At 67.6% G+C, this 12786-nt stretch carries 12 protein-coding genes; 2 read left to right on the forward strand and 10 right to left on the reverse strand.

The features are described 5' to 3' along the window. Positions 1–17 precede the first annotated feature (17 nt). The 3 genes from AAN986_RS24600 to AAN986_RS24610 all read right to left on the reverse strand — a co-directional run bounded on the left by AAN986_RS24600 (position 18) and on the right by AAN986_RS24610 (position 3946). Positions 18–1235: a type II secretion system F family protein gene (locus AAN986_RS24600; RefSeq protein ID WP_016446466.1), complete on the reverse strand. Its 1218-nt coding sequence runs from the start codon at positions 1233–1235 to the stop codon at positions 18–20. Continuing rightward, the gene (gene gspE / locus AAN986_RS24605) at positions 1228–2934 is read right to left on the reverse strand and encodes a type II secretion system ATPase GspE (RefSeq protein ID WP_016446467.1); all 1707 of its coding nucleotides are present in this window, start codon (positions 2932–2934) and stop codon (positions 1228–1230) included. Before gspE ends, AAN986_RS24600 begins: the two co-directional genes overlap by 8 nt. Before the next feature lie 199 nt (positions 2935–3133). Next, the gene (locus AAN986_RS24610) at positions 3134–3946 is read right to left on the reverse strand and encodes a type III pantothenate kinase (protein ID WP_016446468.1); all 813 of its coding nucleotides are present in this window, start codon (positions 3944–3946) and stop codon (positions 3134–3136) included. A gap of 185 nt (positions 3947–4131) precedes the next feature. On the opposite strand from AAN986_RS24610, the gene lysM reads away from it, so the two are divergent. Beyond that, positions 4132–4602, forward strand: a complete 471-nt coding sequence (gene lysM / locus AAN986_RS24615) for a peptidoglycan-binding protein LysM (RefSeq protein WP_016446469.1) — start codon at positions 4132–4134, stop codon at positions 4600–4602. A gap of 169 nt (positions 4603–4771) precedes the next feature. On the opposite strand, the gene AAN986_RS24620 is transcribed toward lysM, so the two are convergent. Together AAN986_RS24620 and AAN986_RS24625 are read right to left on the reverse strand one after the other, a co-directional pair. Next, complete coding sequence (locus AAN986_RS24620) at positions 4772–5530, reverse strand: maleate isomerase (RefSeq protein ID WP_016446470.1); 759 nt, start codon at positions 5528–5530, stop codon at positions 4772–4774. Between the two features lies 1 nt (position 5531). Beyond that, positions 5532–6506 (reverse strand): tripartite tricarboxylate transporter substrate binding protein, encoded by a 975-nt coding sequence (locus AAN986_RS24625; RefSeq protein ID WP_017405951.1) that lies wholly within the window; start codon positions 6504–6506, stop codon positions 5532–5534. A gap of 105 nt (positions 6507–6611) precedes the next feature. Between AAN986_RS24625 and AAN986_RS24630 the strand changes: the two genes are divergently transcribed. Continuing rightward, a complete protein-coding gene (locus AAN986_RS24630) occupies positions 6612–7547 on the forward strand; it encodes a LysR family transcriptional regulator (protein WP_017405952.1) in 936 nt (311 codons plus the stop codon). Between the two features lie 22 nt (positions 7548–7569). On the opposite strand, the gene AAN986_RS24635 is transcribed toward AAN986_RS24630, so the two are convergent. From AAN986_RS24635 to glyS, 5 genes are all read right to left on the reverse strand, one after another. Further along, a complete protein-coding gene (locus AAN986_RS24635; protein WP_017405953.1) occupies positions 7570–8010 on the reverse strand; it encodes a rhodanese-like domain-containing protein in 441 nt (146 codons plus the stop codon). Positions 8011–8100: 90 nt separating this feature from the next. Further along, complete coding sequence (locus tag AAN986_RS24640) at positions 8101–9027, reverse strand: SprT family zinc-dependent metalloprotease (protein ID WP_047217734.1); 927 nt, start codon at positions 9025–9027, stop codon at positions 8101–8103. 13 nt (positions 9028–9040) lie between these two features. Next, positions 9041–9781: a lysophospholipid acyltransferase family protein gene (locus AAN986_RS24645; RefSeq protein ID WP_016446474.1), complete on the reverse strand. Its 741-nt coding sequence runs from the start codon at positions 9779–9781 to the stop codon at positions 9041–9043. A 142-nt stretch (positions 9782–9923) separates the two neighbouring features. Next, positions 9924–10493, reverse strand: a complete 570-nt coding sequence (locus AAN986_RS24650) for an HAD-IIIA family hydrolase (RefSeq protein ID WP_047217735.1) — start codon at positions 10491–10493, stop codon at positions 9924–9926. A 181-nt stretch (positions 10494–10674) separates the two neighbouring features. Continuing rightward, on the reverse strand, positions 10675–12786 hold the full coding sequence (glyS, locus tag AAN986_RS24655; protein WP_047217736.1) for a glycine--tRNA ligase subunit beta: 2112 nt from the start codon (positions 12784–12786) through the stop codon (positions 10675–10677).

The following is a 12786-nucleotide window of genomic DNA, read 5'->3' on the forward strand; positions in this document are numbered from 1 at the left end:
CAGACAATTCAGATTCATCAGACGGCCAGATCGTTGACGGACAGGATTCCGAGCAGGATCGACACGATGATGGAGGCGATAAGGATACCGAGGACCAGGATCAGCGCCGGCTCCAGCATGGTCAGGAGGCGTTTGATCGCGTTTTCGACCTCGCGGTTCAATATGTTGGACAGCTCCAGCATCATGTCGCCCAGGCGGCCGGTTTCCTCGCCCACCCGCACCAGATTCAGGGCCAGGGGCTCGAATTCTCCGGTTTTCTGGGCAGCATGGGCCATGCGATGGCCTTCCTTGACCATGGGACCCATTTTTTCCAGGCGCTCGCGGATGGCGACGTTGGAGACCGTGTCGCTGGCAATGCGCAGTGCGGTCAGCAGCGTGACGCCGTTACCCAGCAGCGTGCCCAGCGATCGGCTGAACAAGGTGAGCTGGTACTTGCGCACCACGCCACCCAGGCCCGGCAGGCCCAGCAGCCACGATTGCCAGGTCTGGCGGCCCTTGGGGCTCTTGGCCCAGCGGGAAAAGGCCCAGCCCAGCGCGCCCAGCACGATGAACACCGCCCAGCCGTAGCTGCGAAACGCATGGCCCAACCCCATCACGAACTGCGTGGGAAGGGGCAGCGCGTCGCCCATGTCGTTGAAGAGCTGTTCGAACTGCGGGACCACGAAGCCCAGCATGGCCACCAGGGACAGCACGGCCACGCCCAGCAGGATGGCCGGATAGATGGTGGCCGAGACCACGCTGTCGCGCAGGGCACGCTGGCGCGCCATGTGTTCCACCAGCCGGTTGAGCACGCCCGACATCTGGCCGCTGGCCTCGCCCGAGCGCACCATGTTGATATAGAAGTCGCCGAACAGGTCATGGTGCTTGCCCAGCGCCTGGCTCAGCGGCATGCCGGCCTTGACGCTGTCGAGCACGGACTGGAGCATGGCCTGCATCTGCACCTTGTGGCTCATCTCCACCAGGACCTTGAGCGCATTGTCCAGCGACAGGCCGGCACGCATCATGATGGCCAGTTCGGTGGTCATGCCCTGGATGTCGTCGGCCTTGATGCGGCCTTTCTTGAGCGCACGCGCCGCCAGCGGCACATTGCCCAGGCTTGCGGCTTCCTCGACCTTGATGGGCGACAGGCGGCTCTTGCGCAGGTGCACCACCACCTCGGCCACGGCCGCAGCGGAAAAAGTGCCCTTGACCATCTGACCGCGGCTGTCCACGGCCTCCCAGCTGTAATCAGGCATCGCTCTGGTCCTGGGTCACGCGCAGCACTTCGTCGAGCGTGGTGACGCCCGAAGCCACCTTGCGCAGGCCGTCGTCATAGAGGCTCAGCATGCCGCTCTTGGCGGCCATGGCATGCAGGGCGTTGGCATCCTGGCCTTCGATGATGGCGCGGCGCAGCGGCTCGTCGATGACCATGAGTTCGTGGATGCCGGTACGCCCCTTGTAGCCCGTGCCGCGGCAGTGCTCGCAGCCGACGGCGCGGTAGATGGGCGAGCCCTCGCGCAGAAAGCGCTTGAGGCCGCTGCCCTCGATGGCGGCCGTCGGCAGTGTGTCGGGCTGCTTGCAGCGCGAGCACAGCGTGCGCACCAGCCGCTGGGCCAGCACGCCGTTGACCGAGGAGGTGATCAGGTAGCTCTCCACCCCCATGTCGCGCATGCGGGTGACGGCGCCTGCGGCGGTGTTGGTGTGCAGCGTGGACAGCACCAGGTGACCTGTCAGGGCGGACTGCACGGCGATCTGCGCGGTTTCTCCGTCACGCATTTCGCCGATCATGATGATGTCCGGGTCCTGGCGCAGGATGGAGCGCAGGGCGTTGGCGAAGGTCAGGTCGATCTGGGGATGGACCTGGATCTGGTTGATGCCGTCGAGCTGGTATTCGACCGGGTCCTCGACGGTGATGATCTTGTTGGAAACCGCGTCGATCTTGGACAGGGCTGCATACAGCGTGGTGGTCTTGCCAGAGCCCGTGGGGCCCGTGACCAGCACAATGCCGTGCGGCTTGGCCAGCAGCGTGTTGAATTTCTCGAGCGTGTCCGCCTCGAAGCCCATGCTTTCCAGGCGCAGCCTCACGCTGGCGCGGTCCAGCACCCGCATGACGATGCTCTCGCCATGCACTGTGGGCGCGGTGGAGACGCGCAGGTCCAGTTCGCGGCCCTTGGCGCGGGTCTTGATGCGGCCGTCCTGCGGCAGGCGGCGCTCGGCAATATCCAGATGGGCCAGCAGCTTGACGCGCGAGCCGACGGCGGCGCTCAGGCGCGGCGGCACGAGTTCGGCCGCGTGGATCACGCCGTCCATGCGGTAGCGCACCTGCAGGCCGGCTTCAAAGGGCTCGAGGTGGATGTCGGAGGCGTGCAGCTCGATGGCGCGGGAAATGATGCCTGTGACCAGGCGGATGACGGGCGCCTCGCTGGCCAGGTCCTTCAGATGTTCGACGAAGTCGCCACCCGTGGCGTCCGATTCCCAGTCCTGGCCTTCTTCCCCTTCGGGTTCCTGGCCTGCTTCGGACAGTGCCTTGCGGATGTCGGCCTCCAGCGCCAGCACGGGCTTGATCTGCAGCCCCGTGGCCAGGCGCAGCGCCTTGGTGATGAAGGGGTCCTGCGGCACGGACATGGCCACTTCGAGCACGCCGTCCTGCAGCGAAATCGGGCAGACGCACTGCGCATCCAGAAAACTGGCCAGCAGGCCCGGCACGTCGGGCAGCAGGTCGGGAAACTCTTCCGCACGCAGCCAGCGCATCTGCAGCTGCTCGGCCAGCGCCTGGGCCACGTCGGTTTCCGCCACCACACCCAGCTGTACCAGCACCTGGCCCAGGTAGCCGCCCAACTCCTGCTGCGCCTGCAGGGCGTTTTGCAGATCGCGCTCGTTCAGCTTGCCGGCGGAAAGGAGGCGTTCGCCCAGCCGCCCCTTGATCGGGGCTTCGACAGCGGCAATCGGTTCCATGAGGTGATTGGTGGAAGACATTGCCGCGGATTATCCACTGTCGCCGCATCCCCCGCCAAAGGCATAGCATGCGACACCCAGGGGCGCCGCCTTCCCGTCATCAACTGTTACGCGCGCAATCGTGCGGCGCGATGCTGCGCTGCACGATGAAAAGTGGCCTCAGGCGGGTTCAGGCGTTGTCAGGTGGTTCAAGGCGGCTTCAAGCCGCCTTCACCGCCTCCGCGGGCAGGCCGCTGGCATCACCCCAACGGCGCTGGGCCATGACCAGCAGCCCCTCGAAGATGAGGTTGTCCACCAGTTCGAAAGGCCGCGTCATGCTGGGCACCATCTTCCAGCCGGCGCCGCCGGCCATGACGCAGGCAGGCTCCATGCTGCAGTGCATGTAGAGATGCTGGTACATGCGCTCCACGGCACCGGCGATGGCGTAGGTGCCGCCGCTGGTCAGGGCGTCGCTGGTGTTGGTGGGAAATGGCGTGACCGCGCCCGTGGGCACATGCAGGCCGGCCGTGCCGCTTTCCAGGGCGCGCAGCATGATGCCGTGGCCCGGAAGAATCAGCCCGCCCATGAAGTGGCCATGCTGGTCCAGCGCGTCCACGGTGACGGCCGTGCCGACCATGACCACGATCAGGGGCCGCTCGGGGCCGCGCTGCAGGATGTGCTGGCGCGCACCGATCATGGCCACCCAGCGGTCCGCACCCAGGCGCGACGGAAAATCGTAGCCATTGGTGACGCCGGCCTCGGCTGCGCTGGGCACGGCCCACTGCGGCTCGAAATCCCAGCCCAGCATCATGTCGATCTGGTCGTGCACGCGCCGTCGCGCCGTGTCGCCAGCCACCACGCAGCCCAGCATGCGCGTGGGCGTGGGCAGGTCGCTCCACGGCCCTTCGGCCAGGTGCTCGATGTGCTCAAGGAACTCGGCGCCGTGCGCCAGCAGGGCAGCGCCAGGCCGATGCGCGTCGTACATCGCCCATTTCAAGCGGGTGTTGCCGATGTCTATGGCCAAAAAAGTCATGGGCGGGATTATCGGAGTTTTCCGGAGGATAGCGTCAGCCATGGACGACAACTGAGTGAGGACGTGAACGCAAGAATGGCGCAAATGTCAAAAATCCGGGAGCGCTCCTGCCCGGCAGCGCGCGCTGCCACTGTTAGGCGTTACATTGGCCTTTCCGTTTTTCCACCCACCAACAGGAGTCACCCATGGGACTTTTCAGTTTCATCAAGGAAGCCGGCGAAAAGCTGTTCGGCGGCAGCGCCGCACAGGCAGCCGAGCCTGCGCAAGACCTGAATGCCAAGGCGGCCAAGGCCATCGAGACCTATATCGGCACGCAGAACCTGGGCGTCAGTGACGTGAAGGTGCAGTTCGACGGCTCGCAGGGCAAGGTCACGGTGCTGGGCACGGCACCTACCCAGGCGGCCAAGGAAAAGGTGACGCTGTGCTGCGGCAACGTCTCCAGCGTGCAGTCCGTGGACAACCAGATGACGGTGACCAACCCCGAGCCCGAAGCCCAGTACCACGACGTGGTGCGCGGCGACACGCTGTCGGCCATTGCCAAGAAGTTCTATGGCGATGCCAACAAGTACCCGGTGATCTTCGAGGCCAACAAGCCCATGCTGAGCCACCCCGACAAGATCTACCCCGGCCAGAAGCTGCGCATTCCGGCAATCTAAGCCCCCCCTGAGCGGCGTCGCCGCTTCCCCCTGAGGGGGACGACACCCTCGCGGCGGGGCGGCCCTTGCTCGGTGTCTCTGACCTGGCTCATGCCAGTTCTGGATGCCGCGAATTAGACCTACCCCGCTCCGAGAAAGGCCGCAATAGCGGCCTTTCTCAAGGAAAGATTCAGTATTTACCGCTCAACAGCGCACCGAACCCCGGAACGGCTGTCGGCAAGCCCAGGCGCTTGAGCATCATGAACGTCGTGGCCACCGAGGAAGACAGTACCGGCAGGCCCACGCGGTCCTCGATGGGCTGCACCGAGGCCAGCGAGGGCATCTGCACGCAGGCCGAGGCGATGACCGCGTCGGCATTGGCCGTGTTCAGGCGCCGCGTGATTTCGATGGGTGCGCGCGCATCCTGGGCGCCCACCTGCAGGTTGTCGGCAATCTCCAGCGAGATGCTGTCCACCACTTCGATGCCTTCGTTCTCTATGTAGTCGATGACCAGCTGCGTCAGCGGCTTCATGTAGGGCGCCAGCAGCGCCACCTTCTTCGCGCCGATGGCGTGCAGGCCATCGACCAGGGCGCCGGCGCTGGTGACCACAGGCGCGGGGCCGCCGTTGTCCACGGTGCGCTGGTGCAGGCGCGTCTCGGAGACACGGTGGTAGCCGCGCCCCATGCTCATGATGGCCACCAGGCAGGCATAGCCGAGCACATCGACACGCGCATCCGACAGTTCCAGCGCGCAGCGGTCGCTGTCGCCGTCCATGGCAGCCAGCTCCTCCTTGGTCACATGCTTCATGCGCATGCGGCTGGAGTGAAAGGTGAAACGCTCGGGAGCCAGGGCCTCGCGGGCCCGCAGGATGGCGGGGATCTCGGTCTCCATCGTGGTGTTGGAGCTGGGCACGATCTGCCCGATACGGAAATGGGTTTTGGCTGTCATGTCAATCCATCGTGATGTGGTTGGCCTTGATGACCTTGCCCCAGTGGTCCGTCTCGCGCTGGACCAGGGCGGCCAGCGCCTGCGGGCCGAGGAATCGCGGCTCCACGCCCTGCAGGGCCGCGCGCTTTTGCACGTCGGGCGACTCCAGGGAGGTCTTGAGCGCGTCCGACAGCCTGGCGATGGCGTCGGGCGGTGTGCCCGCAGGCGCGAACAGGCCGACCCAGGCCTCCAGCTCGAAGCCCGGCAGGCCCGCTTCTGCGGTGGTGGGCACATCGGGCAGCATGGGATGGCGCGTCTTGCTGGTCACGGCCAGGGCCCTGAGCTTGCCCGTCTGCACATGGCCCAGCACCGAAGGCGGCGTGGTGATGAACATCTGCACCTGGCCGCCCAGCACGTCCTGGATGGCCGGGCCGGACCCCTTGTAGGGCACATGCGTGATCTGGGTCTGGGTCACCTGGGCGAACACGGCCGTGCCCACGTGCGACAGCGAGCCATTGCCCTGCGACGCATAGTTGACCTTGCCCGGGTTCTTGCGCAGGTAGGCAATGAACTCCTGCAGATTGTTCGCCGGCACCGAAGGATGGACGGCGATCACATTGGTGGCGGCCACGATCAGTCCCACGGGCACCAGCTCGGACTGGGCCCAGGGCAGCTTGGGAAACAGCGCCGGATTGCCCACGTGGTAGGCCGAATACGAAGCCAGCAGCGTGTAGCCGTCCTTGGGTGCCCTGGCCACCATCTGGTAGGCAATGTTGCCGCTGGCCCCGCCCCGGTTGTCCACCACGACCGACTGCCCCAGCAGGCGCGACATCGGATCGGACGCCAGGCGTGCCGCCGTGTCCACCACGCCTCCGGGCGGATTGGGGACCACGAGGGTGATGGACTTGGCTGGAAAGGCCTGGGCCTGGACGGTTCCTGCGCCCAGCAGGGCGGCCGCTGCCAGGCCGGCGGCCTGCAGCACAATGCGTCGATTCATGCTTGTCTCCATGTTCTCTTTGTACCGGCGCATTCTTGCGGGCCTGCTCGCGGTCGAACAGCCGTATCTCGTTGATCCATCCTTCGTCTCTGGTGGAGGATGGGAATGATCAACCTCCACCGCTTCGATCTGCTGACACTGCGCCTGTATGTGGCCGTGGTCGATGCCGGCAGCCTGACGGCGGGCTCGCGCACGCTGGGGCTGTCACTGGCAGCCGCCAGCAAGCGCGTGGCCGAGCTGGAGCAGCACTGCGGCGTGACCCTGCTGGTGCGCAGCAAGCGCGGCGTCACGCCCACGCCCGCCGGCCAGAGCATGTACCACCATGCCGTGGACGTGGTGGCCCGGCTGGAACATCTGGCCCTGGCCATGGACGACTTTCGCAGCGGCGCCACGGGCCAGTTGCGCCTGTGGGCCAACAACTCGGCGTTCGCAGGCTTTCTGCCCCGGCTGCTGGCCGACTTCATGGCGGCCCACCCGGGTGTCTCGGTGGACCTGGAAGACGCGCTCAGCGAGGAATCCGTGCGCGCCGTGCTCAGCGGCGTGGCCGAGCTGGCCATCATCGGGGAGAACACGCCCCTGGAAGGGCTGAGCACCCAGGTCTGCGATGTGGACGAGCTGGTGCTGGTCATGCCGCGCGGCCATGCGCTGGACACGGACGACGACTCCCCCGTGCCCCTGGCCACCGTGCTGGACCACGACTTCGTGAGCCTGGCCCGCTCCACCTCGCTGATGCGGCGCATTGCGGCTGAGGCCGAATCCATCAACCGGCCCGTGCGGATCCGCATCCAGGTGCGCAGCTTCGATGCCATGTGCCACATGGTCTCGGTGGGCCTGGGCCTGGCCATCCTGCCGCGCGCGGCCACCGCGCCGCACCTGGCCGCGCGGGCACTGCGGCTGCGCCCGCTGGGGGCGCTCAACACCCGGCGCCGGCTGCTGCTGGCCATGCGCTCGCAGGCCACGCTGTCGGGACCGGCCCAGGCCCTGGTGGACATGGTGGCCGCCCGGGCGGCGGCGCTGGGGTTCGCGCAGCCGCAGCTCTGAGCGACGACAGGCTGGCGCCGGCTTACTGGCGCCAGGGCAGGCCGCGCAGGCGCCAGCCGCCGACATGGCCGCGCTGGCCGTTGGCGTCCACATCGCCCTCGAAGCCTTCGAGGATGTTGTAGGCCTCGATGCCCAGTTGCGCTGCGCGCTGGGCAGCGGCCACCGAGCGCACGCCGCTGCGGCACAGCAGGACCACCTTGCCGCCTTCAGGCACGGCGGCGCGCAGCTGGCTGTCGAAATCGGGGTTCATGGCCATGGACGGCCACTGCTTCCAGGCCACGGCCACGGCGCCGGGTACGCGGCCCACCCACTCGCGCTCGGCATCGGTGCGCACGTCCACCAGCGCGGCTTCGCCGGATTGCAGCCATTGCCAGGCAAGTTCGGGAGGAATGTCGCCGGCATAGCCCTGTGCGGGCTGGACGGTCAGGGGAATGGCTGCGGGAACGGGAGCGTTTGCGGACATGGATGGGCTTTCTTGATAGGACGCGGTTGTGTGCCCGGCAAGAATAACCGTCCAGCCCGACCGGCGCCGCCTCGCCGGTGCCCGAGTCGCCTATTCCCAGGGCGGCAGCAGCCTGTCGCGCAGCACCTGGCGCTGCGCCTCCCAGCCCGGCATCACGCTGGCCACCGTGGCCCAGAAGCGCGGACTGTGGTCCATGTGGCGCAGGTGGGACAGCTCGTGCACGACCACGTAGTCGATGACCTCGGGCGTGTGCTGCATGAGCCGCCAGTTCAGGCGGATGGCCCCTGCGGTGTTGGCGCTGCCCCAGCGCGTGCGCGCGCTGGTCAGGCGCAGGCTGGTCCATTGCACGCCCAGCAGCGGCGCATGGCGCTGCAGGCTGGCCGTGAACCAGGAGCGGGCCTCGCGCAGCATCCAGGCCTGCACGCAGGCACGCACCTCGGCAGCTGATGCGTCTGGCGCCAGGGGCAGGTGCAGGGACTGGCTGCCGTCGGCCGCCTGTTCGCGGTGGACCTGGCGGGTGCGCAGCGGCTGGGCTTCGCCACCGGTGAGAAGCAGTGCCAGGGGACGCCCCAGATAGTCGATCTCGCCGCCGTGCTCCCACCGGATGCGTGCCGACTGCTGGGCCCGCTGGCGCTGCCCGGCCTCCTGGAGCTTGCGCAGTATCCAGCCCGACTTCGCATCCAGTGCCTGCCCGATGGCCGTCATGCTCACCCATGCGGGCGCGCTGACCACCAGCCCCTGCGCGCCGATGGTGAAGCCTATGGTGCGCCGGCGCGACCGCTGCAACCGAAAGTGCAGCACCTGCCCCTGGAGAACCGCCTGCTGGTTGGCTTGCGGATGAACGAAGGAACTGTGCACGGAGCCGGCGGGCGGGGTGGGTGCAGGTGCAGGTGCAGGCAAAGCCTGCGGCGCTTCGGGTTGAGCGGATCGCTCACGGCGCGGCCTCAGCCCGCCGTCCTGTCTTTCCACGGCGGGCGGCACCAACCAGTCCCAGGAACGCTGTGCCGTGTCCGCCATGCCGACTCCTGCCTCAGGCGCGGTAGGCCTCGGGGTCGAGGCGCTGCATCTCGGATTCGATCCAGTTTTCGACTTCCACCATCAGCTCCTCGTGCTTGCGGCCCACGGAAGGGATGGGCTTGCCTATGGAGACATCGACCACGCCCGGGGTCTTGATGAAGGCCTTGCGCGGCCAGCACTTGGCCGAGGTGACGGCAATGGGCACCACGGGCACGCCGGTCATGATGGCCAGGCGCGTGGCGCCGGTCTTGTACTCGCCGCGTTCGCCGCGCGGGATGCGCGTGCCTTCGGGGAACATGATGACCCAGGTGCCCTGGGCCAGCAGGCGCCGGCCCTGCTCCACGACCTTGTGGAATGCGCGCGACCCGTGCTTTCGGTCGATATGGATCATGTCCATGCTGCCGATGGACCAGCCGAAGAAGGGCACCATGAGCAGTTCCTTCTTGAACACATAGGCCAGCGGGCGCGGCATGATCGCCGGCATGAGGAAGGTTTCGTAGGTGGACTGGTGCTTGACCAGCAGCACCACGCCCTGCTTGGGGTCGGTGGGCAGGTTCTCCATGCCCTGCACGCGGTGGCGCACGCCCATGATCACGCGGGCGCTGTCCACCGACAGCTTGAGCCAGGCGCGCGCCACGGCATAGACGCGGCGCGGCCCGCCGCCCAGCCAGCGCGTGAGCAGCACGGCCAGGGTGTAGGGGATCACGGTGATGCCCATCCAGAGCATGTGGAGGGTGGAGCGGATCAGGGACATGGCGGCAGTGTGGTGCAGAAAGCGGCGCAGCGGCCGGGCGGCTGGCCCGGGCCTTGCGCCCTCAGGAATCGGAATTCACAAAGATAGCATTGTGCGCAGGACAGCAGGCCGGCGGCGCATGGACAAAGCGCCGTTCAGGCGTTCAGGGAGCCGGTGCGGCATCTGCCGGAACCAGCGCATCGGCCAGCGCGGCCAGGCTGGCATGGCGCCGGGTGCCGGCAGGCAATCCGGGCGGAAGTTCGCCGTCCAGAGACACTCCGGCGCTGACGCCCGTGCAGACCAGGTGCAGGCGTGCGCCCATGGCCGCTCCGGCCTGCAGGTGGGCCACGCAGGAACCTATGACCCACAGCTGCTGCCCCTCGACGCCGAAGCGCTCGGCAATCTGCTCGAACAGCGCCGTGCCGGGCTTGCGGCAATGGCATTCCTCGTCCGGCGCATGGGGGCAGTAGAAAACCGCATCGACGCGCGCGCCTGCCGCCGCCATTTCGCGGTGCATGCGCGCGTGCACGGCATTGAGCTCGGTCACGTCGAACAGGCCCCGACCCAGGCCCGGCTGGTTGGTGGCGACCACCACATGCCAGCCGGCCCGGTTCAGGCGCGCCACGGCTTCCAGCGCACCGCGCTGGGCCTTCCAGGCCTCGGCCGAGCCGATGAACCCCTCTTCACCGATCTGGTTGAGGGTTCCGTCACGGTCCAGGATCGCAATTTTCATGGTCGGGTCCCAAGAATGTCAGAACTCAATTGCGCGCGTCCCAAGACGAGGGACACCGAGGAAGGGCCTAGGCCGGCCGCGCCGCCCCGCACCGAGGGTGTCGTCCCCCTCCCTTGCGAAGCAAGTAGAGAGGCGCCGTGCCACGGGGGGAAGGCGCGAAGCGCCTCAGGGGGTGCTCCATTTACGCCAGTCGCGAAAGGTCCGCCACGCGGTTCATGGCTTCGTGCAACGTGGCCAGCAGGCCCAGGCGGTTGGCCTTGAGCGCCGGGTCTTCGGCGTTGACCATCACATGCTCGAAGAAGGCATCGACCGGGGCGCGCAGCGCGGCCAGGGTCTGCAGGCTGGCCGTGTAGTCGCCGGCAGCAAACTGCTGCTGCGCCTTGGGCGCCACCGATTGCAGGGCTGCGTACAGGTCCTTCTCGGCCACCTCGGCCAGCACGGCCGCGTCGACCTGGGCCTGCACGGCTTGGTCGGCCTTCTTGAGGATGTTGCCCACGCGCTTGTTGGCGGCGGCCAGGGACGGTGCCTCGGGCAGCTCGCCGAAGGCGCGCACGGCTTCCAGGCGCTTTTGCACGTCGGACAGGCGCTGCGGGCGCAGGGCCAGCACGGAGTCCACTTCCTGGGCCGAGAAGCCCTGCTCGCGCAGGTTGCCGGCCAGGCGGTCGTAGATGAAGTCGGCCAGCTGGGGCGTGGCGTCCTCGATCTTGTCGCCGAAGGCGGGCAGCACGCTGACCAGCAGGGTTTCCAGATCCAGCGCCAGGTCCTTCTCGACCAGCATGCGGATCACGCCCAGGGCGTGGCGGCGCAGCGCGAACGGGTCGCGGTCGCCCGTGGGCAGGTTGCCGATGCCGAACATGCCGACCAGGGTTTCCAGCTTGTCGGCCAGGGCCACAACCACGCCGGCGTTGCCGCGCGGCAGTTCGTCGCCCGCAAAGCGGGGCTTATAGTGGTCCTCGATGGCATCGGCCACGGCCACGTCCAGGCCATCGTTGAGCGCGTAGTAGCGGCCCATGGTGCCCTGCAGTTCGGGGAACTCGCCCACCATGTCGGTCACGAGGTCGGTCTTGGCCAGTTGCGCGGCCAGGTCGGCCTGCTGGGCCAGGCCCGTATCGCCCAGCTGGCGGGCAATGCTCTTGGCGATGGAGCGCACGCGCTCCACGCGCTCGCCCTGGGTGCCGAGCTTGTTGTGGTAGACCACCTTGCCCAGCCCGTCCACGCGCGAGGCCAGGGTCTTCTTGCGGTCCTGGTCGAAGAAGAACTTGGCGTCGGCCAGGCGCGGACGCACCACGCGTTCGTTGCCGCCGATGACGGCGCTGGCATCCTGGGGGCTGATGTTGCTGACCACCAGGAACTGGTGGGTGAGCCGGCCGGCGGCGTCCAGCAGCGGGAAGTACTTCTGGTTGGCCTTCATGGTGAGGATCAGGCATTCCTGCGGCACGTCGAGGAATTCCTTCTCGAACTCGCAGACCAGCACATTGGGGCGCTCGACCAGGGCCGTGACTTCGTCCAGCAGGGCCTCGTCCTCGATGGGACGGACACCGCCGCCCAGGCGCTCGGCAGCGGCCTGCAGCTGGCGCGCGATCTCGGCACGGCGCTCGGCGAAGCTGGCGATGACGGCGCCTTCCTCGCGCAGCTGCGCGGCGTAGTCATCGGCGGAGCGGATGACCACGGGATCGACCGCCGCCTCGAAGCGGTGGCCATGCGTGGCCGTGCCGGCCGTCAGGCCCAGGGCCTTGACGCCGATCAGCACCTCGGTGCCGTGCAGCACCACCAGGCCGTGGGCCGGGCGCACGAAATGGACGCTGCTCCAGCCGTCGGCCAGCTGGTAGCGCATGACCTTGGGGATGGGCAGCTTGGCAATGGCTTCGTCCAGCGCCTTTTGCACGCCATCGGCCAGCATCACGCCGCGCACGGTGGAGGCGTGGAACAGGGCTTCGGCCTTGCCTTCGCCCTGGCGGGTCAGGCCGGCAACGGCTTCTTCGCCGGCACCCAGGGCGGCCAGCTTCTTGATCAGGGCGGGCGTGGGCTTGCCGTCGGCGTCCAGGCCCACGGAGACGGGCATGAGCTTTTGCGACACGGCCTTGTCCTCGGCCTGAGGCAAGACTTCGGTGATGTGGGCGGCCAGGCGGCGCGGCGAGGCATAGGCCGTCAGGCGCGCTTCGCTGGAGGCCAGCAGGCCCTGGGCCTTGAGCTGCTCGAACAGCACGCCGGCAAAGGCGTCGCCCAGCTTTTGCAGCGCCTTCGGGGGCAGCTCTTCGACAAACAGTTCAACAAGAAGATTCGATGCGTTCAT

It is taken from the genome of Delftia sp. DS1230, from assembly GCF_040112715.1.
In the GTDB taxonomy this organism is placed as follows: domain Bacteria; phylum Pseudomonadota; class Gammaproteobacteria; order Burkholderiales; family Burkholderiaceae_C; genus Comamonas; species Comamonas tsuruhatensis.

What these genes read in the sequence shown, in the direction of transcription:
- AAN986_RS24600 (WP_016446466.1), bottom strand. Translation starts at nt 1,235, where the DNA reads ATGCCTGATTACAGCTGGGAGGCCGTGGACAGCCGCGGTCAGATGGTC.
- gspE (WP_016446467.1), bottom strand. Translation starts at nt 2,934, where the DNA reads ATGGAACCGATTGCCGCTGTCGAAGCCCCGATCAAGGGGCGGCTGGGC.
- AAN986_RS24610 (WP_016446468.1), bottom strand. Translation starts at nt 3,946, where the DNA reads ATGACTTTTTTGGCCATAGACATCGGCAACACCCGCTTGAAATGGGCG.
- lysM (WP_016446469.1), top strand. Translation starts at nt 4,132, where the DNA reads ATGGGACTTTTCAGTTTCATCAAGGAAGCCGGCGAAAAGCTGTTCGGC.
- AAN986_RS24620 (WP_016446470.1), bottom strand. Translation starts at nt 5,530, where the DNA reads ATGACAGCCAAAACCCATTTCCGTATCGGGCAGATCGTGCCCAGCTCC.
- AAN986_RS24625 (WP_017405951.1), bottom strand. Translation starts at nt 6,506, where the DNA reads ATGAATCGACGCATTGTGCTGCAGGCCGCCGGCCTGGCAGCGGCCGCC.
- AAN986_RS24630 (WP_017405952.1), top strand. Translation starts at nt 6,612, where the DNA reads ATGATCAACCTCCACCGCTTCGATCTGCTGACACTGCGCCTGTATGTG.
- AAN986_RS24635 (WP_017405953.1), bottom strand. Translation starts at nt 8,010, where the DNA reads ATGTCCGCAAACGCTCCCGTTCCCGCAGCCATTCCCCTGACCGTCCAG.
- AAN986_RS24640 (WP_047217734.1), bottom strand. Translation starts at nt 9,027, where the DNA reads ATGGCGGACACGGCACAGCGTTCCTGGGACTGGTTGGTGCCGCCCGCC.
- AAN986_RS24645 (WP_016446474.1), bottom strand. Translation starts at nt 9,781, where the DNA reads ATGTCCCTGATCCGCTCCACCCTCCACATGCTCTGGATGGGCATCACC.
- AAN986_RS24650 (WP_047217735.1), bottom strand. Translation starts at nt 10,493, where the DNA reads ATGAAAATTGCGATCCTGGACCGTGACGGAACCCTCAACCAGATCGGT.
- glyS (WP_047217736.1), bottom strand. Translation starts at nt 12,786, where the DNA reads ATGAACGCATCGAATCTTCTTGTTGAACTGTTTGTCGAAGAGCTGCCC.